General features: G+C 47.2%; 24 protein-coding genes and 1 riboswitch. Of the genes, 23 read left to right on the top strand and 1 reads right to left on the bottom strand.

Annotated features, from left to right (window positions below; all coding sequences use genetic code 11):
* The first annotated feature begins 1,565 nt into the window (after positions 1-1,565).
* The 3 genes from Q9R46_RS17515 (at position 1,566) to Q9R46_RS17505 (ending at position 3,706) form a co-directional block, all read left to right on the top strand.
* Entirely contained in the window at positions 1,566-2,918 is a 1,353-nt protein-coding gene (locus tag Q9R46_RS17515; protein ID WP_311281093.1) for a transcriptional regulator, read from the top strand.
* 2 nt (positions 2,919-2,920) lie between these two features.
* Positions 2,921-3,058, top strand: a complete 138-nt coding sequence (locus Q9R46_RS17510) for a hypothetical protein (protein ID WP_311281092.1) — start codon at positions 2,921-2,923, stop codon at positions 3,056-3,058.
* 477 nt (positions 3,059-3,535) lie between these two features.
* Positions 3,536-3,706 (top strand): aspartyl-phosphate phosphatase Spo0E family protein, encoded by a 171-nt coding sequence (locus tag Q9R46_RS17505; protein ID WP_311281091.1) that lies wholly within the window; start codon positions 3,536-3,538, stop codon positions 3,704-3,706.
* 88 nt (positions 3,707-3,794) lie between these two features.
* On the opposite strand, the gene Q9R46_RS17500 is transcribed toward Q9R46_RS17505, so the two are convergent.
* Complete coding sequence (locus tag Q9R46_RS17500; RefSeq protein ID WP_311281090.1) at positions 3,795-4,256, bottom strand: hypothetical protein; 462 nt, start codon at positions 4,254-4,256, stop codon at positions 3,795-3,797.
* A gap of 370 nt (positions 4,257-4,626) precedes the next feature.
* Here Q9R46_RS17500 and Q9R46_RS17495 point away from each other — a divergent pair, with 370 nt between their 5' ends.
* The 20 genes from Q9R46_RS17495 to atpE all read left to right on the top strand — a co-directional run bounded on the left by Q9R46_RS17495 (position 4,627) and on the right by atpE (position 23,223).
* The gene (locus tag Q9R46_RS17495) at positions 4,627-5,100 is read left to right on the top strand and encodes a GNAT family N-acetyltransferase (RefSeq protein WP_311281089.1); all 474 of its coding nucleotides are present in this window, start codon (positions 4,627-4,629) and stop codon (positions 5,098-5,100) included.
* Between the two features lie 190 nt (positions 5,101-5,290).
* Positions 5,291-6,391: a redox-regulated ATPase YchF gene (gene ychF / locus Q9R46_RS17490; protein ID WP_145334417.1), complete on the top strand. Its 1,101-nt coding sequence runs from the start codon at positions 5,291-5,293 to the stop codon at positions 6,389-6,391.
* A 226-nt stretch (positions 6,392-6,617) separates the two neighbouring features.
* Positions 6,618-7,217, top strand: coding sequence for an SUKH-4 family immunity protein (locus tag Q9R46_RS17485; RefSeq protein ID WP_311281088.1), 600 nt, complete (start codon positions 6,618-6,620; stop codon positions 7,215-7,217).
* A gap of 438 nt (positions 7,218-7,655) precedes the next feature.
* Positions 7,656-8,723, top strand: a complete 1,068-nt coding sequence (gene prfA / locus Q9R46_RS17480; RefSeq protein WP_123065296.1) for a peptide chain release factor 1 — start codon at positions 7,656-7,658, stop codon at positions 8,721-8,723.
* Positions 8,724-8,747: 24 nt separating this feature from the next.
* On the top strand, positions 8,748-9,638 hold the full coding sequence (gene prmC / locus Q9R46_RS17475; RefSeq protein WP_311281280.1) for a peptide chain release factor N(5)-glutamine methyltransferase: 891 nt from the start codon (positions 8,748-8,750) through the stop codon (positions 9,636-9,638).
* An 85-nt stretch (positions 9,639-9,723) separates the two neighbouring features.
* Positions 9,724-10,953, top strand: a complete 1,230-nt coding sequence (locus Q9R46_RS17470) for an FtsW/RodA/SpoVE family cell cycle protein (protein WP_090922823.1) — start codon at positions 9,724-9,726, stop codon at positions 10,951-10,953.
* A complete protein-coding gene (locus tag Q9R46_RS17465; RefSeq protein WP_311281087.1) occupies positions 10,950-11,087 on the top strand; it encodes a hypothetical protein in 138 nt (45 codons plus the stop codon). The genes Q9R46_RS17470 and Q9R46_RS17465 overlap by 4 nt, the downstream gene beginning before the upstream one ends.
* A gap of 67 nt (positions 11,088-11,154) precedes the next feature.
* On the top strand, positions 11,155-12,381 hold the full coding sequence (locus tag Q9R46_RS17460; protein ID WP_311281086.1) for an FtsW/RodA/SpoVE family cell cycle protein: 1,227 nt from the start codon (positions 11,155-11,157) through the stop codon (positions 12,379-12,381).
* 361 nt (positions 12,382-12,742) lie between these two features.
* Entirely contained in the window at positions 12,743-13,402 is a 660-nt protein-coding gene (gene spoIIR / locus Q9R46_RS17455) for a stage II sporulation protein R (protein ID WP_311281085.1), read from the top strand.
* Between the two features lie 215 nt (positions 13,403-13,617).
* Positions 13,618-14,865 (top strand): L-threonylcarbamoyladenylate synthase, encoded by a 1,248-nt coding sequence (locus Q9R46_RS17450; protein ID WP_311281084.1) that lies wholly within the window; start codon positions 13,618-13,620, stop codon positions 14,863-14,865.
* A 259-nt stretch (positions 14,866-15,124) separates the two neighbouring features.
* Positions 15,125-15,685 (top strand): manganese efflux pump MntP, encoded by a 561-nt coding sequence (locus Q9R46_RS17445; RefSeq protein ID WP_311281083.1) that lies wholly within the window; start codon positions 15,125-15,127, stop codon positions 15,683-15,685.
* Positions 15,686-15,750: 65 nt separating this feature from the next.
* Positions 15,751-16,323: a low molecular weight protein arginine phosphatase gene (locus tag Q9R46_RS17440; RefSeq protein ID WP_145334433.1), complete on the top strand. Its 573-nt coding sequence runs from the start codon at positions 15,751-15,753 to the stop codon at positions 16,321-16,323.
* Positions 16,324-16,419: 96 nt separating this feature from the next.
* Positions 16,420-16,501, top strand: a riboswitch (ZMP/ZTP riboswitch).
* Between the two features lie 373 nt (positions 16,502-16,874).
* Positions 16,875-17,468 (top strand): TIGR01440 family protein, encoded by a 594-nt coding sequence (locus tag Q9R46_RS17435; RefSeq protein WP_145334435.1) that lies wholly within the window; start codon positions 16,875-16,877, stop codon positions 17,466-17,468.
* Between the two features lie 256 nt (positions 17,469-17,724).
* The gene (locus Q9R46_RS17430) at positions 17,725-18,972 is read left to right on the top strand and encodes a serine hydroxymethyltransferase (RefSeq protein ID WP_186331760.1); all 1,248 of its coding nucleotides are present in this window, start codon (positions 17,725-17,727) and stop codon (positions 18,970-18,972) included.
* Positions 18,973-19,420: 448 nt separating this feature from the next.
* Positions 19,421-20,050: a uracil phosphoribosyltransferase gene (gene upp / locus Q9R46_RS17425; protein WP_090922856.1), complete on the top strand. Its 630-nt coding sequence runs from the start codon at positions 19,421-19,423 to the stop codon at positions 20,048-20,050.
* A 39-nt stretch (positions 20,051-20,089) separates the two neighbouring features.
* On the top strand, positions 20,090-21,247 hold the full coding sequence (wecB, locus tag Q9R46_RS17420; protein WP_221791292.1) for a non-hydrolyzing UDP-N-acetylglucosamine 2-epimerase: 1,158 nt from the start codon (positions 20,090-20,092) through the stop codon (positions 21,245-21,247).
* 186 nt (positions 21,248-21,433) lie between these two features.
* Positions 21,434-21,688 (top strand): AtpZ/AtpI family protein, encoded by a 255-nt coding sequence (locus Q9R46_RS17415; RefSeq protein WP_090922860.1) that lies wholly within the window; start codon positions 21,434-21,436, stop codon positions 21,686-21,688.
* A complete protein-coding gene (locus Q9R46_RS17410; protein ID WP_145334442.1) occupies positions 21,681-22,058 on the top strand; it encodes an ATP synthase subunit I in 378 nt (125 codons plus the stop codon). The genes Q9R46_RS17415 and Q9R46_RS17410 overlap by 8 nt, the downstream gene beginning before the upstream one ends.
* Positions 22,059-22,105: 47 nt before the next feature.
* Entirely contained in the window at positions 22,106-22,924 is an 819-nt protein-coding gene (gene atpB, locus Q9R46_RS17405) for a F0F1 ATP synthase subunit A (protein WP_090922864.1), read from the top strand.
* 74 nt (positions 22,925-22,998) lie between these two features.
* Positions 22,999-23,223 carry a F0F1 ATP synthase subunit C gene (gene atpE / locus Q9R46_RS17400; protein ID WP_090922866.1) on the top strand — a complete coding sequence of 75 codons (225 nt, stop codon included), beginning with the start codon at positions 22,999-23,001 and terminating at the stop codon, positions 23,221-23,223.
* Positions 23,224-23,332 lie beyond the last annotated feature (109 nt).

Raw genomic sequence — 23,332 nt, 5'->3', positions numbered from 1 at the left:
GGCTGATGATTACAGGGCATCACGCAGTTGGCTGTGCGCTGAGGACAGTGGTGACCGTGTTGCCGGAGATGCTGGAGATACTGGGGCGCACTGGGAAGAGGATATATTGGTGAGCATGGCATATGGACGCCGAGGAGTCGGAGTGGACGAACTAAGGTTAGTTAGTGGCGTGGCTGTATCGCTTTAGTAGTTCTAACGATCTCACAGAACCTTATTTTGCGCTTTTTGCGGTGTGTACAAATCTAACGATCACCAGAAGCGCTATTGGTGCGAAAACCTGCAAAACTGGGCTAAAAACGTGGCTTTTCAAGTAAATAAGCTCCCTGGTGATCGTTAGAATTTCAAAGTAATCAAAAAGAGGCAAATAGCGTCGCTGGTGATCGTTAGAATTCGTGGAGTCCCATTTGGCACTTGATGATTGTTCGATGTAGGAATGTAGTGTGTTTACTGAAGGAGATTTCGTGGTGCGAACCCCAAGCTCACATGATTTCCCTGGGAGATTCGCACCAATATTCTAATGTTTTCGTGACCTTTTGGCAACAGTTTGTGATCAAATTGGAGTGTTTTGAAGTCAATGGTAAGGTTGATTGATATAATATGAAGAAGATACGTCATGCGAATTAGATGTTACAACTTTACTACGTCTTTTTTCGCTGTCGCACTCCGTATGGAGTGCGTGGATTGAAATTAGCGTGGTATATATTGCTATTATAGCATTGTAAACGTCGCACTCCGTATGGAGTGCGTGGATTGAAATTACTGGTAATACTCAACTTGGTAATTTTGAGTTGGAGGTCGCACTCCGTATGGAGTGCGTGGATTGAAATAAAATAAGTTTCTGGAGACGCCCACGAATCTGTGCGTCGCACTCCGTATGGAGTGCGTTGATTGAAATTGATTTCGTAGGTTTCCCCTGCCCCTGCCACCCGTCGCACTCCGTGTTGATTGACTTGATCTACGAAGAACATCTTCCATACATTTGTTTCCGTATCATAGAAATGATAAAAACACCCAACTCCATCTTGTATCTAATCAGATGGGGTTGGGTGTTTCTTATGTTTAAAAGTGTACTTTTCAAGTTCTTTGTTACGTGTGTAATACAGTTTATTTATCTTCTGGTCCGTACACAAGCACGTCCGTAAGAGAGTAATCATTTCCTGTCATTGATCGCAACGTGTTTACAATATTGTTTAAAGTATCTAGGTCAAGACTCTTTGTTTTTCCCTCGCACAAATCATAGATCAAGTTAGGTCGAACTTTCGCTTCTCTTGCTAATGCATTTTTATATTTATGGTCATTCTGAGGAATAATTCTCGCTGAGAATGTTACAGGAAATACACAAGAGATGATTAAATCCATCGTGAACAGATTGAGTGGAATGGATGGATTGTCATTTCTTACGGATATCCTATTATGGACTCCAGAACGGATCGACATTAACTTAAAAATTGATCAGTAGTATACACTTATTGTTTAGTAAAATATTTACAAGTAAAATATTGCTAATTCACACAATCTTATAGTATGATTTTATTGACCGTTGCTTAATTATTGATTGGAAGGTGGTGTTCCCGTTGAACTCAAATACCACAATACGTGAACATTTAGAAATTTATTTGAAAACAAATCATATGACTCTTAATCAATTTTCAGAAATTTCAGGTGTTAATTCTGGTACGTTAAGCGGGACGTTGAATGGGAGCCGCCCTATCGGTATGCAACAACTAGATCGGATTACGGAAGGTATGAGGTTGGAGGAAGGTTATTTTTACGATTTATACATACAAGAGTGTTTTGTGCATTCAAGCCCAGATTGGCGAAGGTTAAGACCATTTTTGTATCGTTGTGCGGAACTTGATAAGGTTAAATATATGGAAGAAGCTGTTAACCTAATTATGGATAATCTGTCTTATGCTCCACTCTTATTTGAGTTGGCAGAGCAGTTATACCATGAAGGGAGGCTGATAGCAGCTAGACCTCTCTATCGTTGCGTAGCTGAGAGTGAGAAGATGCAGCATTCGGAACGGTTGGCGCTAAGTCAGTATCGGTTGTTTACGATTGGACTTTCCAAAGATCAGATGAGTAACCTAGCACTTGCCACACAGTTTGAATTTTTTGTGGATCGTTTAGATGAGCCTTATCAGCTTGATGGATTAAATGACCTGATTAATGTCTATGCATCCTTGCGTCGATGGGATAAGGTTAGGATATTTGCTGAGCAATTAAAAATAAAAGCAATGATACAGTATGAGTTTAATAAGAATGCAAAAGTTGTGGAGCATAGATCAAAAAAACAGGTGCTATTTTACGTGCTTTATGCTGACTTGGCTTTAGGAGAAGCTTGTTTTTTTTATGAAGAATATAGAGAAGGACTCCAGTTTGTTTCTTCCTATGCTGATGCTAGCTGGGTAACTAGGCCTAAAGAAGAGGAGATTGTTGTTATCCGCCAATTCGAGGAATGGGCAGAGGGGAATCGTTACCTGTATGAATTGATGTCTGGTAAGACAGAGGTCATACAAGATTATCTGAATTATATCTCCAAAAAAGAGAAAGAGATTTTCCCCGCTCTATGCGCAATAGTAAGTGCAGCAAACCGTTTTGATATTAACGTTGATCTTGTTCTCAACCAGTATGAGTCTTATACAACGTATCAAGAACAGAATAGCCGTATAGGAAAAATCAGTGAGCAATATACAAGTGATCAGTACGGAGCGTTGCTTATCAATCTAGGGAAATACTACTTAATGCGAGAAAGATACATTAAAGGTTTTGGGGCAATTCTGAATGGGTTGGATTTTGCAATCAGAATCAGAAATAAAGATGGAATTTTGGACTGTATAAAGGAGTTTGAGAAATTCAGGAGTTATGCAGTTGAAGAAGTTAAACTGCAATACAGTCAATTAATTCAGGAGGTCTGAACATGAAAACAAAGCTGGCAGCGATTATTGTTTTATGTAGTATCACCTTAGGAGGAGTCATTCCTATTACTCCAGTTGTTCCTATTGAGAAAGAACCTCCTGTAATCATAACAACGAATGGTCACGGGATGGGGAGTTAAACATTTTCCTAATGCTGAATTTGAAAAGGATGTTAGATATTTCTGTGTTGGGTTATTTGAAAAAAACCGAAGGTATGCATCCGATTCCCTAATAATGCGGTATCAACATCTAATTAGTGAGGTGCAAAATCTCAATGATAAAAAAATTAGTTTCTCTTATAGCAATATGTAGTGTAGTCATTATACTAACTGTTCCAACTCCAGTAAAAGAAGGTACTGAAAATCAATCAGATACCCGAATGACAACCAATAGTCATGGTCTTGGAGGTTAGTTTGCAAGTGTCTTTGAGTGATAAATCTTCTGAGCAACTCCCTGAGTAGAAGTAACTTCTCTACTGCGAAGGGGGTTTTTTGTGTTCCACTTATTGTTTAGAACTTTCCCTATTTTATCAAGAGTGAAATAGCCCCTGTTGGAGTTTATTTGAATTTCTGCTAATTAGCAGGATGTCCTACAATGGTACAGCAGGGAGGGGTGTTATGGAGCGGGACGAACTCAAACTGCGGATCGAGGAAGCAAGGGAGAAACTCCACCAGATAAAGACGGAGTACGGCGAGCTTCTTCACCCTCAGGTGATCCACCAATCTATGGTGCTGGATGAACTCATTAATATGTACAATCATGTTAAAAGGTTAAAGCCGATGGAGTAATCCATCGACCTCTGGGCGAGAAACTTTGGCCGGTCGCTCGTCCTTATATTTTAACATAGGTAGATACGAAGAAAGAGATACATTCAATTTAAGTACAATTTTCCTTCACGGTGATATTCTCGTTAGTTATCGTGATGAGGGAAGTTCCTGACACAGATTCTGTATATCCACAGGCTGTTTTTGTATAGGTTTTGCCGCGACTGTCCTTAAGTATGACGTAGACGGAGCTTTCGCCTAGAAATTGTAGCTTTGGAGTAAACTTTACTTTTTCCCCGCTAACGATTTCCTCGCTAAAGGTATAGAGCAGGTCGGAATCTTCTGTTTTATCTGCTGTGCTTGCGTCGAGAACGGGTTGATTCAAATGGGTTATGCCTGTCTGAATCTGAGTAATGTCATAGTCTGACTGATTATCAATCGTAATTCTGAGTTTGCGGAACGGATCGATGGCATTCAGAAAACTCATCACTACAACGGTACCCAGTGCAAGGATCAGGCCAAGGGCAATCATTAGTTTTATTTTGGAAATGGGACGACGTGGTCTGGTGTGCATGGTCAAACCTTCCTTTCTATTCAATAATTTTATACGGGTGTATTGTATAAAAGATATAAACGCAGAGTTGCGTGTGAAAGTTTGTACTGGCGCATCATTTTACAGTTTAATTTCAACGAATAAGGTATAATACGAAGGTGATATGAAGGAGAAACGGCAGATCAACAGGATATATGTTTGGAACGTGTGAAGCCAAATAGGATGAGTGCTCAAGATAATAAAAAAGTTGAGGTGCCTGGAATAAGGTTCATTTGATGAATTTCATGCAGTGCGGTGCTTTGAGGCGGTTCTAAACTGTACATAAAGATAATTGTAGATCATCCTAACATTCACACCGAAGGGATCACACCTAGATCAGGGAGGAAATAACATGGAACTGTCTCCAATGAATACGAAACAATTCGCGAGTTTTCGCAGCCGTTCGATTGAAGATTTTGCACAGGAAAAAGTAGAAGCAGGAACATGGGCGCCGGAAGAGGCACTAGAGCGGGCAGAGGAATCGTATGAGCGTTATCTGCCGGAAGGATTAGAGACGCCGGGGGCATATGTGTTTAATCTGATGCATCCGGTAGACGGCATTGTCGGATACCTCTGGTTTAACATTACGGAGAATCGGCGCGGGAAAGAAGCTTTTCTGCTGGATATCGTGGTGGAAGAAGTATATCGCGGCAAAGGGTACGGCACAGAAACGATGGATGCACTCGAAAAGACCGCGCGAAGTCTTGGGGTGGATCGCATTGGGCTGCATGTGTTTGGACATAATGTGCGGGCAAGCAGCTTGTATCGCAAAATGGGATATGAAGTGACGGACTTGACGATGTACAAGGAAATCAAAGGCCAGTAAGAACCAGGGAATTGAAGATGTGGATGTCCGCCGATGATATGGTTGCCCTTCATCTGCAGCAACATGTGAAGATTCGGTTGTCCCACGAGATATCGGGTCGGCGAAGTTCCTTGATGCCTTGGGGTTTGTCATATATAATGGATAGGATTATCCATACCGAACAAGTAATGAATGAGGAGTTGTCATATACATGGCTTTGAAAGCTGGGATCGTTGGTTTGCCGAACGTTGGTAAATCTACATTGTTTAACGCAATTACACAAGCAGGTGCCGAGTCGGCGAACTATCCGTTTTGTACGATTGACCCGAACGTGGGGATCGTTGAAGTACCGGATGAGCGTTTGGACAAATTGACAGAACTGGTTGAACCGAAAAAAACGGTTCCTACCGCATTTGAATTCGTAGACATCGCAGGTTTGGTACGCGGAGCTTCCAAAGGCGAAGGCCTTGGCAACAAGTTCCTTGCCCACATCCGTGAAGTAGATGCAATCGTACACGTGGTACGTTGTTTCGTCGATGAGAACATCACTCACGTGGATGGCAAAATCGATCCGATCAGCGACATCCAGACGATCAACCTGGAGTTGATTCTGGCGGATATCGAGAGTGTCGAGAAAAAAATCGATCGCTCCAAGAAAAACATGAAGGGCGGCAACAAAACGGCTGCTCAGGAAGTGGAAGTATTGGAGAAAGTCAAAGCGGTTCTTTATGAAGACATGCCTGCACGTAGCATGGAATTGTCGGATGAAGAGCGCCTGATCGTACGTGATCTGCACTTGCTTACGCTGAAGCCAGTTCTGTATGCTGCAAACGTGGCTGAGGACGAAATTGGTGACGTAGCGAACAATGCTTACGTGCAAAAAGTAAGAGAATTCGCTGCTGCGGAAAACGCAGAAGTGGTGCCAATCAGTGCAAAGGTGGAGGAAGAAATCTCCGAACTGGAAGGCGAAGATAAACAAATGTTCCTCGAAGAGCTGGGTATTGAGGAATCCGGTCTGAACCTGCTCATCAAAGCGGCCTACAAATTGCTCGGCCTGTACACGTACTTTACGGCGGGTGTACAAGAGGTTCGTGCATGGACCATCCGTAAAGGAACGAAAGCGCCTGGCGCAGCGGGTGTTATCCACACCGACTTCGAACGCGGATTCATCCGTGCAGAGGTTGTTTCATATGACGATCTGGTAGCAGCAGGTTCCATGAACGGCGCCAAAGAACGCGGTCAACTGCGTCTGGAAGGTAAAGAGTACGTGGTGAATGACGGCGACGTGATGCACTTCCGTTTCAACGTGTAATCTTAAAAAAACAGATTAAAGACGGGTCAGCCCTCATAGGCTTACCGGTTAAAATAAAGAACAGCACTACGCTCTTTCGCGGGGGAATAGTGCTGTTTTTGTTTTCATTTTACCCCGAAACGACAGGTCAGTTTATGCAAGTTTGATGACGTTTTCACTGGATTGTTTACCCATGATGGATATAATAAAAGAAAGAAAAGAAGTACCTGTGCAGGAGGTGGCAAGAGTGGATATAACGTCTCGGTATATTCGATATAATCCTCTGCTTGTAGGAAAGGCTGATTTATCCGAAGAAACGCAGCAGTTATTGCTTCATTCTGGCTTGCCACAGCTTACGTTGGATGGTGAGGATGTCCTTGGGATCAGCTTTAATCCGATGCCGGATATGGGATTGATGAGCACATGGGATGAACTCAAAACGCTCTTACCCATCGGTTATGAATGGGATGAGGAGACAGCGATTCTCGGATTAGAAGCTGGAACGGGCATACTGTATAGAATCGATGTGCAGAGCGGAGAGTATGCTGTAATGAACAGCAGTATCCACCTGTTTCAAACGTTTCTAAGAAGATACAGGGAAATTGTACAGGATCATTCCCAAACGAATGAGCCGAGTGTCATGACACTGGAGCAAGTGCAGGCGAAGCTGGAGGCGTTCCGCCGTGGAGAGATTAAACCTCATTTGAAGAAAAAAGAGCAATCCGGAAGAGATGAAGCGGTGAAGCAACTTCGTTTATTTTATACAGAGAAAGACCCTGTAAGTATGCTTCATGAAGAAACCTGGTGGAGTGTTGTGCTCGAGCAATTGGAGGATGGATTGCTTTAGCGCCGCGGATAAGTGAAGAGCGTTTCCAGGGAAGATGAAGGCTAAAGCATGAATTTTGGTGGATCGTGGTTTTACGTAAAAAAATCATGTTTACACCATGAACTGTTGCTGTTCAGAAGCATAAGCATATGCTATAATTAAGAGTCGTATACCCTTGATTAACTATTCGTTGTAATCGATAAGATGAGGCGGCGGTTTTCAGGAGGTAGGCGATTTCTTTATATCACTTTAAAAGTAAAGGATTTGATGACGTTGTAGCGAGGTTATACGTCGATCATATAACTCAGAATTCGAATGAGATGCTGCGGTCAGGGGATTCAGAAGAATCCTGTGGTTTGTGGAATTTTGAATGATAGATATATACAGCAAGTGAGCATGTTGGTTCGATATGAAAGACTGCATGTGCTAAGACAAAATAAAAACGTGAGGTGACTATACATGTTGGATAAATTGCAGGCATTGGCCGATCGTTATGACAAGCTGAGCGAGCTTTTGTGTGACCCGGATGTAGCTAGTGATAACAAAAAGCTTCGTGAATATTCGAAGGAGCAATCCGATCTTCAGCCGACATACGATGCGTATAATGAGTACAAACAGGTAAGCGAGGATTTGGAAGCGGCGAAGGAAATGCAAGGCGAGAAGCTGGATGACGAGATGCGCGAGATGGTCAAAATGGAGATTGAAGAATTGTCCGCTCGCCAGAAAGAACTGGATGATCTGATTCGTGTACTCATGCTGCCGAAAGATCCGAATGACGACAAAAACGTTATTGTGGAAATTCGCGGCGCGGCTGGTGGAGATGAAGCGGCATTGTTTGCGGCGGATCTGTACCGGATGTATACCCGTTATGCGGATGCACAAGGCTGGAAAGTCGAGCTGATGGATGTGAACACGAATGACCTCGGTGGGTTCAAAGAGGTTGTATTCATGATCAACGGCCGCGGCGCGTACAGCAAAATGAAATACGAGAGCGGAGCACACCGTGTACAACGTATCCCGACAACGGAATCCGGCGGACGGATTCATACATCGACTTCAACCGTTGCGGTAATGCCGGAAGCGGAGGATTTTGATATCGAAATTCACGATAAAGACATTCGTGTGGATACGTTCTGTTCCAGTGGTGCCGGTGGACAATCGGTCAACACGACGAAATCGGCGGTACGGGTAACTCACGTACCAACAGGTATCGTAGCGACGTGTCAGGATGGTAAATCCCAGAACTCCAACAAAGAAAAAGCGTTGCAGGTTCTGCGTACACGTATCTTTGATATGAAACGGATGGAAGAAGAAGCGAAAATCTCCGTGGAGCGCAAAAGCAAAGTGGGAACGGGTGACCGTAGTGAGCGGATTCGTACGTACAACTTCCCGCAAAGCCGTGTAACCGATCACCGCATCGGTCTGACGATGCACAAGCTGGATCAAATCATGAACGGTGAGATTGAAGATATCTTGTCTGCACTGACGATTGCTCAGCAGACCGAGATGATGGACAGAGGAGAATAATCTGTGACGGGCGGACAGTTTGTAATGACGCCGGAGCAGAGTTGCCGGGAAGCCTTCGTAGAGGCTTCCTCTTTTTTGGAGAAGTGCGGCGTGTACGAGCCGCACAATAATGCACGGCTGCTGCTGGAGCATGTACTGGGAGTCTATGGCGCCCAGTATTACATGATGCAGCCGGAGCCGTTCCCGAGCGGGCTTCGTAGCCGCTGGGAGGACGCCGTCACGCGCAAGGCTGCGGGTGAGCCGGCGCAGTACATCATCGGCAGCCAGGAATTTTACGGGCTGCCGTTCGAGGTCACGCCGGCCGTGCTGATTCCGCGGCCGGAGACCGAGTTGCTGGTCGAGGCTGTGCTACGCGCAGCAGACCGTGTGTTTGCCGGCGACGGCGGTGCAGTGCACGCCGTCGACATCGGCACGGGCAGCGGTGCCATCGCGGTCACGATGGCTTCGCTTCGCCCGCAGTGGCAGGTGTCCGCCGGGGACCTCTCGGCGGATGCCCTGCAGGTGGCCGCGCGCAACGCGGCCGCGAACGGCGTACAGATCGACTTCCGTGAAGGCGATCTGCTTGCCCCGTTCGCCGGGGAGCGGTTGGACATTCTGGTGTCCAACCCGCCCTACATCCCGGCGGGAGATATCGCCGGGTTGCAGCAGGAGGTGCGCGATCATGAGCCGCGCCTCGCTCTGGATGGCGGTCCGGACGGGCTCGCCCCGTACCGCATCATGGTAGAGCAGCTGAAGCTGCTGCCTGCGCCGCCGCAGATTGTCGGTTTTGAGCTGGGCATGGGCCAGGCTCATGACGTGGCGGCTTTGCTGGAATCGGCGGGGCATTGGCCGGAGATTATCATCGTTCCCGACCTTGCCGGAATTGAACGGCATGTCCTGGGTGTTCGACCTTCGGAACAGGTGACAAAAATGTAAGGCACGTAAGTTTTCTTTTTGCCGCGAAATCCTCTACAATGGGGTATGCCGAAGATTTTCTGAATGCTTGGGGGAACATAAAGACATGCTGCACAAATTCAAAAAGATCGACTACTCCATCGTTTTTATTTTGGTGATCCTGATGGTCATTAGTATAATGGCCATTTACAGTACTACGTTTGGTCGTCCAAAGGTTGAGGGATTCTCCAAAAATATGATTGTATTTTATGTTTTGGGTTTTGTTGTTTTTTTCGGAATGTCCATGATCAACTATAAATTTATCGTCAAAAATTATTTATATATCTATGGGCTCGGTCTGTTACTGTTAGTTCTGGTTTTGTTCATTGGTAATGAGTATTACGGAGCCCAAGGTTGGCTTTCGATTGGCGGAATCAGCCTCCAGCCTTCCGAGTTGTTCAAGCTATGTCTGATTGTCATGTTATCGACACTGCTCGCCAGGAAGAAGAACAGGCCTTTGTTTTTTGGGCGAGATGTCATTCCGATCAGTTTATGTGTGCTGCCTCCCTTGCTGCTTGTGTTGTTGCAAAATGACTTGGGTGCGGTACTCAGCTATATTTTTATCTGGATCGGTTTATTATGGATCGGCAATATCAAATTCTCGCATGCATTGATTGGTTTTGTACTGGCGGTAAGTGCTATCGTTGCTGGCATACAAGCGTACATTCATTATCATGATGAAATTACGAGTTTTCTCAAAGATATTAAACGTGCACACTGGGCAGAACGATTTGACCCGTGGCTTGTGCCTGAACTGACATCCAGAGACGTATTGTGGCAGACGTACAATGCCAAACTTGCCATTGGTTCTGGTGGAGTTACGGGTAAGGGTTACATGGAGGGTACCACCATTCAATCCAATCGGGTACCTCTGGCCTATGCAGACTCGATTTTCGTACAGATTGGTGAAGAGTTTGGCTTTGTTGGCGCATCGGTACTTCTATTATTGTATTTCATCCTGATTCATAGGCTAGTCTTAATCGCTTTGGAATGTAAGGACCGCGTAGGTGCTTATTTGATTGTAGGTATTATTGCGATGATTCTGTATCAGGTCTTTGTCAATATCGGACCGTTTATAGGACTCATGCCACTGACAGGTATCACCTTGCCATTCATTAGTTACGGAGGAACATCACTGCTCATTAACATGATCAGTATGGGTATTGCCATGAGTATCAAGGTACACACCGAAGAGAATGAAGATATCCTGGGAGCAGCGGAGCAACCGAGTATTACGGAACTGATCTTGAAGCTGTTCAGACGCAAACCTGCGCAACAGGAGCAACCGGAACAGTGAAAATGAACGTTTACAGCAACAATGAAAAAGAAGTCAGATCAACCTTGGAGTCGTTCTTCCCGGTATTTGCCGGGAACGGACTTCAAGGTTTTTTGCTCATTTTGAACCGGATTTCCATTCTCCCAACCAATTAGGTACAATGGTAATATTGATCATTATTGGTAAAGCGCGATGTGTGAACTAGGGGGAAATTCAAACATCATGTGGAAAACGGTAAAAAAGCTGGATGGCGTCATTCTTTTTGTCCTATTGTTGTTAATGATTATAAGTATACTTGCGATTTACAGTGGTACACGCTTTGATCCCAAACTCGCGAATCATCATGTGAAAACGATCTATTTCTATGTGGTCGGATTCATCGCGGTCATCGGGATTGGTTTGTTTAACTACAAGTTGTACGTGAAATATGCGTTTCTATTATACGGTATAGGTATTGTTTTCTTAATCTTAGCCAATGTGGTTGGAAGTACGGTGAATAACGCGAATGGTTGGCTAAAGATCACCGAGACCATTTCGTTTCAACCTGCGGAATTGTTCAAAATGATCCTTGTTCTCTTCCTCGCCCATTTAATTGTGAAGCGTAAACGTGGGGAGCTCGGGTTCTGGAGAGATGTCGTGCCGATTGGACTCTGGACATTTATTCCGTTTGCACTCGTTATGGCGCAGAATGACCTGGGTAACGCTCTCGGTTATGTGGTTATTCTGGTTGCGGTTTTATGGATCGGCAATATGAAGCTGAAACATGCGTTAATCGGGCTCGCGATTGTGAGTGCTTTCTTTATTGGTTTCATCAAATCCTACACCTTCTACCATGACGAAGTGTTTACCTTTTTGGAAAAGATTAAACGGGAGCACTGGGCTGAACGGATTGATCCGTGGCTTGTACCCGAAAAAGCAACAGCCAAAGCGATGTGGCATACGAAAAATGCAGGACTTGCCATCGGATCGGGCGGAATTACGGGCAAGGGCTTTTTGGAAGGAACCTCGGTTCAAAGCGGACGTGTGCCGTATACGTATTCGGACTCCATCTTTGTCGTGGTGGCAGAAGAATTTGGTTTTGTGGGAGCTTCGCTCTTAATCCTGTTATATTTTATACTGATCCACCGGATGGTGTTGATCGCGCTGGAGTGTAAAGAACGCGCCGGACCCATTATCATAGTGGGTATTATCGGGATGTTACTGTATCAGGTGTTCGAAAATGTAGGTGCATTCCTTGGCCTCATGCCACTGACGGGCATTACGCTGCCATTTATTAGTTATGGCGGTACGTCTTTGCTGATCAACATGGCCTGTATCGGGCTGGTGATGAGCATTAAGCTGTATGGTGATGAAGACGAGGATGAATGGTTTCCGGAGGAACAGTCTCCGTCGTTGGTGCAGCGGATTCGGAGTCTACTGAAAAAGAAAAAAGAGAACAGCACCGTGTAGTTGTATTTTTCACGAGCTGGAGGGATTATTCAAATTAAAGTAGCACTTTAATCCATTGCTATCTTCGAAAAAGCTTAGTGATCACTAAGCTTTTTTTTATGCCCGAGAAGGGCTGGTTTAGGGGCATTTAGTAGAAAACATGAGTGCTGAAATCATCTCCTTTTCGTAAGGAATCTCTTTTCGCAACGCGGATAAGGAGTATGTCTGTGTTTCTGTGCCCGATCTATAGAGCCAATTCATCCGTTTCTATGAGAATTTTAATAGATTTCAGGTTTGTACTAGGTTTACTTCTTCCTCTACCGGGCATACTGATAGACATGAGAGAGTTACAGCGGATAACGGATTCGAGGGGGAGAACGGGATGAACAGACGAATTGGTAAACAAATTGGACTTATCCTTGTATGTCTTATGATGATCATTATGATGTGGGAAGGTCAGAAAACCGATGCGGCTGTTGCTGATACTACTATTCCGGAGCAATCGATCCGTTTGCGGATTCTAGCGAATTCCGATGCGGCTGGAGATCAGCTCGTGAAACGCGAGATTCGGGATGCGGTCGTTGCACAGATGGGCGAATGGGTTGGGGCGCTGGAGAATCCGCAAAGTCTGGAGCAGGCTCGGTATGTCATTCGTGAACATCTGTCCGAGATTGAGAATCGGGTAGGGGAAGAGCTAATGAAACGCGGTCTGACTTATGATTATCAGGTGGAGCTCGGCACGGTTCCTTTTCCAACAAAGCTATATGGTGGTACGGTGTACCCTGCCGGCGAATATGAAGCAGTACGGATTACGCTGGGCGAAGGCAAAGGGCAGAACTGGTGGTGTGTGTTGTTCCCGCCGCTCTGTTTCATTGATGCAAGTACAGGAGATGCGCTGGCCAAACCATCGACAGTCTCTGCCTCGGCTGCCGATGCAGTAGAGGTGAAAGCAACTGTGCAAGGCGAGACGCCGGAAGCTAGATTTTTTCTGTGGGATGTGGCTGTGAAAATATGGGAATGGGTAACAGGTATATTCGCTTAACAACGTATTTAAGATATACTAAAATGCAGTACGATATAGAATAAAAATTTAGAGACGGAAGTTTCGTTGCAGGTGTGCGAGGAGCTTCCTTTTTACATGAACAGGATATGCGGGGGAGGTACCTCATCGTTGGATCAAACCTGAAACGTGACAGATATGGTATACTTATATGTACTGAAATTAAACCTACTTGAAGTTTAGGGATGATGATATATATGACCAGAGAGCACGAAAAGATTCAACAACCCTCGTTAGAGGACAAGCGCGATGATGCGGCGTTAGAGAGAGCCAAGGGGGAATACAACACAGCCTTTTGGGATGTCAGCGCGTTGTTGCATGAGCAGAGTGAGGCCGAGAACTTAGATGTGCACATGCAAGAGATTTCCCAAGTATCGGGTGTGAAAAAGGGGAGTGCCGCCCGCGAAGCGGCACTCGCTGACTTGCAGGCAGCCGCGGCCTGCCTTCGTCAAGGGGAGACGGTTGCCTTTCCGACCGAGACGGTCTACGGCCTCGGCGCAGACGCGCGTAGCACGGAAGCGGTGGAGGCGGTATTTGCCGCCAAAGGGCGGCCTTCCGACAATCCGCTGATTGTGCATATCGCGCACCGTGACCAGCTACATGAGCTGGTCACCGAGGTGAATGCAACAGCGGAAGCGCTGATGGCGGCCTTCTGGCCGGGCCCGCTGACGCTGGTGCTGCCGGTTAGGCCAGGGGCGGTGTCCCCGCGGGTCACTGCCGGACTGGATACAGTGGCCGTGCGCATGCCGGACCACCCGGTGGCGCTGCCACTCATCGCCGCGGCGGCATGCCCCGTGGCTGCGCCGAGTGCGAACCGCTCCGGGCGGCCTAGCCCGACGCTCGCCGCACATGTGCGGGAGGATCTGGATGGCCGCATCGGCGGCATTGTGGACGGCGGCCCCACGGGGGTGGGCGTCGAGTCCACCGTGGTGCAGGCCGGTGACGACGGTACCGTCACCATCCTGCGCCCTGGCGGCATTACGGCGGAACAGCTGTCCGCCGTAGCCGCCCGTGTCGCCACGGACCCGGCGCTTCTCGCTGAAGGGTCCGGTGGCGACAGCAACAGCCCGGCGCCGCGCTCGCCGGGCATGAAGTACACGCACTACGCACCCGCAGGGGCGCTGTGCGTCGTAGAGGGGCCGCCCGCAGCGGTGGCGGCCTGGACCCGCGCCGCCCTGGCGGAGGCGGCGCAGCGCGGAGAGCGCACCGCGGTGCTGGCGTTCGCCGAGCACGCGGAGCAGTACCGCGCCGATGCCGTGTTCTCGCTGGGTAACGCCAGCGAGCTGCAGGAAGCTGCGCGCAGGCTATACGCCGCGCTACGCAGCTGCGATGAGCAGGGCGCCACATATATTGTGGCGGAAGCCTGCTCGCGCGAAGGGCTGGGAGCAGCCGTCATGAATCGGCTGCTCAAGGCGGCGGGCAACCAACTTATTCAAGTTGATTGAGCCGCTCACCTAAACGCTCCTGCCCACGGGATCTGGAGCGAGCCTCGACATTTGCAAGCAGTCATCACGCTTGCACGCAGTCGTCACGTTTAACGTCCCAATCTATTATTTTCATATTAGCAAGGTCGCCCTTGATCTGTTTTTTCATCATCGGAAAGCTGTATCCACACTTCTTAGCTTCGTTTCCCTGTAACCGTCATGTTTGGGTTCTTGTCCGCATATCGTGTACAAGAACCTTATGTGACTTGGGGGTATGAGGATGTGGGATGTGTCTGCCCATGTAGGGCAGTTGGTAACCATTCTGATTATGGCGGTTGCGCTGGGGCTTGATGCATTCTCGCTGGGCATCGGCATTGGCATGAAGGGTATACGGCTACGGGATGTATTGAAAATTAGCACCGTTACTGGACTGTTTCATGTCATCATGCCGCTTGCCGGCATGTATATGGGCAAGTATGTCAGTTCCTTGCTGGGCAATATTACGAATTATGCGGCAGGCGGCCTGCTGGTACTGCTAGGTGGTCACATGATTTTGAATGCGTTTCGTGAAGGGGAAACCAAGCTGGTGGATCATCGATCCATGCTGGGTATTCTTTTGTTTTCGCTTAGTGTCAGCGTAGATTCATTCTCTGTCGGCGTTTCGCTTGGCATGTTCAGTAGTGATCTTGTCCTTACGATCTTGGCCTTTGGTTTCTGCGGTGGCTTGATGTCGATTATGGGTCTGCTTCTGGGGCGTAGGGTAAGCCAGAATTTGGGGGATTACGGTGAAGCTGTAGGCGGAGCGATCTTGCTTGCCTTTGGACTTTTGTTTATATTTTAAAAAATAAAACGTTTGAACGATACGATAGGTAGTTCACATCTTGATCATATGGGGAGGCTATTGCAATGAAACATATTTTGTTTGTATGTACAGGAAACACGTGCCGCAGCCCCATGGCAGAAGGGCTTATGAGGAAACTTGCAGCCGAGCGCGGCATTGAGGTACATGTACGTTCCGCAGGTGTGGCTGCGTCGTCAGGTATGCCGATATCACGTCATGCCGAAGCGGTTTTGAAAGATCATCAGGCAGAAGGCCCATCCCAGTCTACACAGCTGAGTGAAGCGTTGGTCGAATGGGCAGATCTGATTCTGACGTTAACGCGCAGTCATAAGCAACATGTGATGCAGGTGTTCCCGGATTCCATTCAGAAAACGTACACGCTGAAAGAATATGCCGAGAATGATGCACAAGTGCTTCAAGACCTGGAGGAGTTGGACAGCCTGTTTGCTTCACTAGAGATGAAACGGGCCCTGGGCCAGGAGATTTTGGCATCGGAGCGAGAGCGTGCGATCGAAATTCGGCAACGCATCCCGAGTTTTGATATCTCCGATCCGTTTGGCGGTAGCCGGGACGATTACAACATTGCGGCTGCAGAGATTCGTACAGCGTTGTCCAAGCTCTTGGATAAGCTTGAATAATTCAGCTGTACAGAGACAAGATATACAAACAGAACATGGAATGTAAATTAACCGTTGATTTTCAAGGTGGGTTGATTTATGATGAAGGGGAAAACAGGGATCCGGTGTAACTGGCGACGAAGTGGGCACAACCACAATGGAGCACCGGAACAAACGGCCGGTCGCCTGGGCAAAAGAGCAATTCTGCGATACCCGCAGACTGCTCTTTTTTTCGTCTTTCATCTGATTTTTCGCTATAATAGTACCTGAAAATGCCATGCAGCGCATGTGTAGAGCAAACATTCACTATATAAGTTGAACTATTTATTTACACGTTAACGGAGAGGACAGAAAAAACCTGAAAAAGCGAAGCGGTCGCCTGAAAGCTTTCTGTAAGAAAGCTGCATCGGAAGCATACGCTTATCCCCGGATTTTCCCCTTTGGGAAAGGGAATCGAAAAAATCTGGGGATAACAGCGATTGGAAGGTTATTCTGTCATCGGAGTGGACTGTGTAAGATCTTTAGTTCAACTTGTATAGATAGCGGGCATGATTTTATCGGGAGGCGATAGGATGACAATTGAATTGGATTCGGAACAACCCGGATTGCAACAACAGACGGCATCAATCCTGCGCGAACTGGCGACAGCCGGTAAACTTGGCTCTGGCCATGTTGTTGTGATTGGCACGAGTACAAGCGAGGTCGCAGGCCAGCGCATTGGAACAAGCGGTGCCGTCGACGTGGCGGATCAGTTGCTTGCAGGTATTCGCGAGGTGCAGACGGAGTTTGGTTTCGACACGGTATTCCAGTGCTGTGAACACCTGAACCGAGCCCTTGTAATGGAACGTGCGTTGCTTCATCGGCTTGGATTAACGGAGGTTGGCGCTGTACCTGTGCCGAAAGCTGGGGGTTCCATGGCATCTACTGCCTATCGTTCACTGTCCGATCCATGTCTGGCTGAGCACGTTCAAGCCCATGCAGGTCTGGATATCGGTGAGACCATGATTGGCATGCATCTTCGCCATGTTGCGGTTCCTTTCCGGACATCACTTCGTTACATTGGAGAGGCTCGTGTTACGGCAGCACTTACACGTCCGAAACTGATTGGCGGCGAACGTGCGGTTTACCGAATGGAGGAACAGCCTGATTCGACCTTTTGTGACTAACGTATAAAGCGAAATGATGTTTACACGAAAACGGAGAGTGCAACACCAATCTGGAGAAGCAAAGCGCTCGTCTAAAAGCTTTCCGAAGGAAAGCTACATCGGAAGCATAAGCTATCACCGGATTTCCTCTTAATATATAAGGGTTCTAAGAAATCTGGGGATAACAGCGATCGTAAGATGGTGATGCAATCGAAGTCAGGAGTGTAACCTGAAGGCTCGCTTTATAACTTCATTATAATTTAGGAGGAATTTAATCATGGAACAATTGCGTAAAAATGACCCTGCAGTATTGGAAGCAATGAATCTTGAACTGAAACGTCAACAGAACAACATTGAGCTGATCGCATCCGAGAACATCGTAAGTGAAGCGGTAATTGAAGCACTCGGCTCCGTTCTGACGAATAAGTACGCTGAAGGTTATCCAGGCAAACGTTACTATGGTGGCTGTGAGCATGTCGATGTCGTTGAGGATATCGCGCGTGACCGTGCGAAAGAATTGTTTGGTGCAGAGCATGCGAACGTGCAGCCGCACTCCGGTGCACAAGCGAACATGGCTGTATATCTGGCGGCGTTGAAGCCTGGCGATACCGTTCTGGGTATGAACCTGGCACATGGCGGTCACTTGACGCACGGTAGCCCGGTGAATGCTTCCGGTTTGCTGTACAACTTCGTTGCGTATGGCGTTCAAGAAGATACATTCCTCATTGATTATGATGAAGTTCGCAAAGCAGCATTCAAACACCGCCCTCGTCTGATCGTAGCAGGCGCAAGTGCGTACCCGCGTACGATTGATTTTGAAAAGCTGGCTTCGATCGCGAACGATGTTGGCGCGCTGTTCATGGTTGATATGGCACATATCGCAGGACTTGTTGCTGCTGGATTGCATCCTAACCCGGTGCCACATGCCCACTTCGTGACAACAACGACACACAAAACATTGCGTGGACCACGTGGCGGTATGATCCTGTGCCGCAAGTCCTGGGCAGCTGCTATTGATAAAGCGGTATTCCCGGGTTCCCAAGGTGGACCTTTGATGCACGTAATCGCTTCAAAAGCTGTTGCATTTGGTGAAGCCTTGCAACCTTCGTTCAAAACGTATGCTCAGAACGTGGTGAAAAACGCACAGGTACTTGCTGAAACATTGATCTCTGAAGGATTGAACATTGTATCCGGCGGTACAGACAACCACTTGATGCTGATCGATACTCGTAGCGTGAACATCACGGGTAAGGAAGCAGAGCATGTACTTGATTCCATCGGTATTACCGTAAATAAAAACGCGATTCCGTTTGATCCAACAAGTCCGTTTATCACGAGTGGTATCCGTATTGGTACACCTGCGGCGACTTCCCGCGGTATGGACGAGAAAGCAATGGTAGCCATCGGTAAGATCATTGCCAAGACGCTTAAAAATCCAAAAGATACAGCAACACTGGATCAGGCACGCGCGGAGGTAACTGCCTTGACTGACCAATACCCACTTTACACTGACCTTAAATACTAGGATTTTTACTACTACTGCTAAAAACATTGCTCGCGCTGTTTGGTTTTGAGATGTTCATGAAGTGAACACGCAGACGGAACAAACCGAAAAGATCTGAAGAAGCGAAGCGCTCGCCTTTATCACCGGAATTCGACCATTTAATTAGTGGATCAGAGAATTCTGGGGATAACAGCGATCGGAAGGTCATTCGGTTTGTGGAGCATCTTTAGTGTTCACGCGTATTTTGAGCATTCAACTCACACAACAGCACGAGCAAACAGGACCGGATGGATCATTTTCCGGTCCTGTTTTTGTAGGATTTGCTTTTCTGTAATGATTAGGTGCCCTTTGATGGTGTAATTCAGTGTGGGTGATGATATAATATACAGGATTTATCGAGCCTGTGAATGACGGCTAGGTATATTTGGAAATGCTTAACTCATGAAGAACTTACCGGAGGGACAATTTAATGGGAAAATTAGTAATATGTGATCACCCCCTGATTCAACACAAACTGACGTTTATACGCGATATGCGTACGAATACGAAAGATTTTCGTGAATTGGTTGACGAAGTAGCAACATTAATGGCTTACGAGATTACAAGAGACGTTGAGCTGGAATCCATTGACGTACAAACGCCTGTAGCGGCGACACAAGGAAAAGTAATTTCTGGACGTATGCTTGGACTGGTACCGATTCTGCGCGCAGGACTGGGGATGCTGGATGGCGTGGTGAAGTTGCTGCCAGCGGCAAAAGTAGGACATGTTGGCTTGTTCCGTGATCCGGAAACATTGCAACCGGTAGAATACTACACCAAGTTGCCTACAGATGTAACTGAACGCCAGCTGATTGTGATTGACCCGATGCTTGCAACAGGCGGTTCGGCAATAGCAGCGATTGACGTGCTCAAAAAGCGCGGTTGCACTCAGATCAAAATGATGAACCTGGTTGCAGCACCAGAGGGCGTAAAAGCAGTACAAGATGCACATCCAGATGTAGACATCTATGTAGCTGCGCTTGACGACCGTCTGGATGATCACGGATATATCGTGCCAGGACTTGGCGATGCGGGAGACCGTCTGTACGGAACGAAATAAGCATATTTTCATGCGGATTAGAAAAGGGGCTTTGCTCGAATGTCCAAAAAAATTAAAGTGATGACGATTTTCGGGGTGCGTCCAGAAGCGATCAAGATGGCTCCGCTTATTCTGGAATTGCAAAAACATCCCGAGTCTATTGAGTCGATTGTTTGCGTAACCGCGCAACATCGCCAGATGCTTGATCAGGTTCTTGAAGTTTTCGACATTCATCCCGATTATGATCTGGATGTCATGAAGGATCGTCAGACCCTGAACGAAATTACCATTCGTGTTCTTGGCGGTCTGGAGCCGGTTTTGCGTGAAGCCAAGCCTGATATCGTGCTCGTTCACGGTGATACGTTGACTACATTTGTAGCCAGCTATGCAGCCTTCCTGCAACAGATTCAGGTTGGGCATGTGGAAGCCGGTCTGCGGACGTGGAACAAGCTGTCGCCTTACCCGGAAGAGATGAATCGCCAGCTGACGGGTGTTTTGGCCGATCTGCATTTTGCGCCAACGGATTGGTCTTCTTCCAATCTTGCAAAAGAAAATAAACCGGAGTCTAGTACCTACGTCACAGGCAACACGGTAACAGATGTGTTTCAATATACAGTACGGGAGGATTACAAACACCCGGTACTTGATTGGGCCCAAGGCAAACGCCTGGTGCTGATGACTGCTCATCGCCGCGAATCTCAAGGCGAGCCTCACCGCAACATTTTCCAGGCCGTCAAACGTATTGCCGACGAATTCGAAGATATTGCCATCGTGTACCCGGTGCACCCTAGTCCTGCTGTGAAGGAGCCGGCTCACGCGATTTTGGGGAATCATCCCCGTATTCAGTTAATTGATCCGCTAGACGTAGTGGATTTGCATAACTTTTACCCGCACACTCACTTGATCCTGACTGATTCAGGCGGTTTGCAGGAAGAAGCGCCTTCGTTTGGTGTGCCTGTTCTTGTATTGCGCGATACAACAGAGCGCCCGGAAGGCATCGAAGCGGGCACGCTCGAATTGGTAGGGACAGAAGAGGAACGTGTATATGAACGGACCAAGGCTCTGCTTACAGACGAAGCACTGTATGCAAGCATGAGTCAAGCTGCTAATCCATACGGTGATGGACATGCATCGGAAAGAATTGTCAATGCGATTTTGCACCATTTCGGCGTAAAAAGTGAGCGCCCGGAGTCATTTCACAGAAAGTTCAAAAAATAATTCACATTTTCTGTTGGATTTACAGAGGGGATAGCATACAGTTAAACTGTACGGTTTACGCGGGTTTACGGGCTGTAATAAGCTGTAGACCCGTCGTTTCTCCCTTTAAAACGCTAAAATCAATCAATTGACAAAGGCTCTCATCATTCAGTAAAATTAACTGGGATTGCAAGGGTGGCGTGGAAAATGGCCGATTCGAACAAACCAAATTCATCCCGTAACCATGATGATAAGGTCTGGAAAGCAATGGGGCTCGTGACAGCTTTTGGAATCGAGATTGCCTTGCTCGCTGTTGCCGGATATTACGCTGGCTCGTGGTTGGACAGGACCATTGGAGGCAACGGAATATGGATCGCCGTAAGCGTTCTCTTTTTTCTTGCGGCAGGCGGGGTAAGCATTTACTTTATTGCTAAAAAATTCATGGGGGAAAGTGATGAGTGAACTAGCCAGATATCGCAGATGGATGACCGTTTCCGTCATGTATATTCTCATGATTTGTTTTCTAACGGCTGCATTTGTACCTCGTTTGGAAACGATTGCTTTGGGACTGGCCCTGGGTGTTAGCATAAGTTTGATTAATGCATTTTACCTGGGCTACAAGGTGAGGAAGATGTCCGATGATGCGGCAGAAGGTAATCTGAAGCGTGTGAACCTGGGATTTTTGACAAGAGCGGCGCTCGCAGTGCTTGGTATTTACATATCGATGCGCTTTCCGCAGTACTTCAATACATATGCGGTTGCAGGCGGTCTGGCCATTGCGCAATTTTCCCTATTAATTATAGGGATCATCATGTCCCGCAAAGCAGAGTGATTTTGAGTGTGGCAACTTTCAGGTAGAGAAAGGGGTGAGAAAAAAATATGCATGAGGCTCCAGTGATTATGCTTGGTGGATTTCATCTGGACTTGTCCGTACTATTGATGTTGATTGTAACCAGCGCCATTGTCTTCATTTTTGCCATCATCGCTACGCGGAACCTGTCGGTGGATAATCCGGGAAAGCTGCAAAACTTTATGGAGTGGGCTGTTGAGTTCGTTCGTAATCTGATATCCAGTACGATGGACATGAAGAAAGGCAAACACTTTATTTCTCTCGCACTTACGATGATTTTGTTCATCTTCGTAGGAAATATGCTTGGGCTTCCATTCCAGGCTGTTACCGATGTTAAGGATGTTAATGCAGCTACCGTTTTCGGGAAACCAATCGTTACAGCGGTTGAGGCTTATGAAAAGGCTCACGCGAAGGATCCAGAAGCGCATCCACATATCGAGCTGGCCTGGTTCAAATCACCAACAGCTGACTTGTCCGTAACGATGGGACTAGCTCTCGTAGCCTTCCTCGTAGCACATGGACTTGGACTGTTCAAGAACACTAGAGGTTATCTGAAGCACTATGTGCAGCCGTACGCGTTGTTCCTTCCGATTAATATTATCGAGACCGCGTCCAAGCTGCTCACGCACGGCATGCGTTTGTTCGCGAATATTTTTGCGGGTGAGGTGCTGATTGCAACCATCCTCAAACTGACCAGCTTTAAAGTGCTGGGCGCCATTTTCGCAATACCGCTACTTGCAGTGTGGCAAGGTTTCAGTATCTTTATCGGCGGGATTCAAGCTTTCGTTTTCGTCATTCTAATGATGGTGTACATTTCACAGACCATCGAAACGCACGAAGAACATTAAGTTTTAGACCTGCGGGGATCTCTCCATCAGGCTGAACAATAAAATTGATTTATAATTTTAAGGAGGATATACAAATGGGAGCAATGGCATTAATCGCAGCAGCAATTGTTGCAGGATTGGGCGCTTTCGGCGCAGGTATCGGTAACGGTATGGTAATCAGCAAAACAGTGGAAGGGATTGCGCGTCAACCAGAAGCGAAATCCACACTGCAAACAACAATGTTCATCGGGGTAGGTTTGATCGAGGTATTGCCGATCATCGGTGTGGTACTCGCATTCATGTTCTACGGTGCTGCTTAAGACATAACACAGTACGGCGGGGAAGGCTGTAGCCCTCCGCGCCTTCTTTTTAGCTAGGAACTTATCCTGTAAGGGATAACGGTTTAGGATACCTCCAGGAAGGAGTGAA

This window comes from Paenibacillus sp. RRE4, assembly GCF_031844205.1.
Classification (GTDB): Bacteria; Bacillota; Bacilli; order Paenibacillales; family Paenibacillaceae; genus Paenibacillus; species Paenibacillus xylanexedens_B.
The sequence above is the reverse complement of the archived record's forward strand: the minus strand, read 5'-3'. Positions and strand labels throughout refer to the sequence as shown.

Bases quoted from the DNA above. Each gene is read 5' to 3' on its own strand.
- Q9R46_RS17410 (WP_145334442.1), top strand. From the start codon at position 21,681: ATGAGTGAACTAGCCAGATATCGCAGATGGATGACCGTTTCCGTCATG.
- Q9R46_RS17505 (WP_311281091.1), top strand. From the start codon at position 3,536: ATGGAGCGGGACGAACTCAAACTGCGGATCGAGGAAGCAAGGGAGAAA.
- spoIIR (WP_311281085.1), top strand. From the start codon at position 12,743: ATGAACAGACGAATTGGTAAACAAATTGGACTTATCCTTGTATGTCTT.
- prmC (WP_311281280.1), top strand. From the start codon at position 8,748: ATGACGCCGGAGCAGAGTTGCCGGGAAGCCTTCGTAGAGGCTTCCTCT.
- ychF (WP_145334417.1), top strand. From the start codon at position 5,291: ATGGCTTTGAAAGCTGGGATCGTTGGTTTGCCGAACGTTGGTAAATCT.
- Q9R46_RS17470 (WP_090922823.1), top strand. From the start codon at position 9,724: ATGCTGCACAAATTCAAAAAGATCGACTACTCCATCGTTTTTATTTTG.
- Q9R46_RS17440 (WP_145334433.1), top strand. From the start codon at position 15,751: ATGAAACATATTTTGTTTGTATGTACAGGAAACACGTGCCGCAGCCCC.
- Q9R46_RS17500 (WP_311281090.1), bottom strand. From the start codon at position 4,256: ATGCACACCAGACCACGTCGTCCCATTTCCAAAATAAAACTAATGATT.
- Q9R46_RS17450 (WP_311281084.1), top strand. From the start codon at position 13,618: ATGACCAGAGAGCACGAAAAGATTCAACAACCCTCGTTAGAGGACAAG.
- Q9R46_RS17415 (WP_090922860.1), top strand. From the start codon at position 21,434: ATGGCCGATTCGAACAAACCAAATTCATCCCGTAACCATGATGATAAG.
- Q9R46_RS17435 (WP_145334435.1), top strand. From the start codon at position 16,875: ATGACAATTGAATTGGATTCGGAACAACCCGGATTGCAACAACAGACG.
- upp (WP_090922856.1), top strand. From the start codon at position 19,421: ATGGGAAAATTAGTAATATGTGATCACCCCCTGATTCAACACAAACTG.
- wecB (WP_221791292.1), top strand. From the start codon at position 20,090: ATGTCCAAAAAAATTAAAGTGATGACGATTTTCGGGGTGCGTCCAGAA.
- Q9R46_RS17430 (WP_186331760.1), top strand. From the start codon at position 17,725: ATGGAACAATTGCGTAAAAATGACCCTGCAGTATTGGAAGCAATGAAT.
- Q9R46_RS17445 (WP_311281083.1), top strand. From the start codon at position 15,125: ATGTGGGATGTGTCTGCCCATGTAGGGCAGTTGGTAACCATTCTGATT.
- Q9R46_RS17460 (WP_311281086.1), top strand. From the start codon at position 11,155: ATGTGGAAAACGGTAAAAAAGCTGGATGGCGTCATTCTTTTTGTCCTA.
- Q9R46_RS17495 (WP_311281089.1), top strand. From the start codon at position 4,627: ATGGAACTGTCTCCAATGAATACGAAACAATTCGCGAGTTTTCGCAGC.
- atpE (WP_090922866.1), top strand. From the start codon at position 22,999: ATGGGAGCAATGGCATTAATCGCAGCAGCAATTGTTGCAGGATTGGGC.
- atpB (WP_090922864.1), top strand. From the start codon at position 22,106: ATGCATGAGGCTCCAGTGATTATGCTTGGTGGATTTCATCTGGACTTG.
- Q9R46_RS17510 (WP_311281092.1), top strand. From the start codon at position 2,921: ATGAAAACAAAGCTGGCAGCGATTATTGTTTTATGTAGTATCACCTTA.
- prfA (WP_123065296.1), top strand. From the start codon at position 7,656: ATGTTGGATAAATTGCAGGCATTGGCCGATCGTTATGACAAGCTGAGC.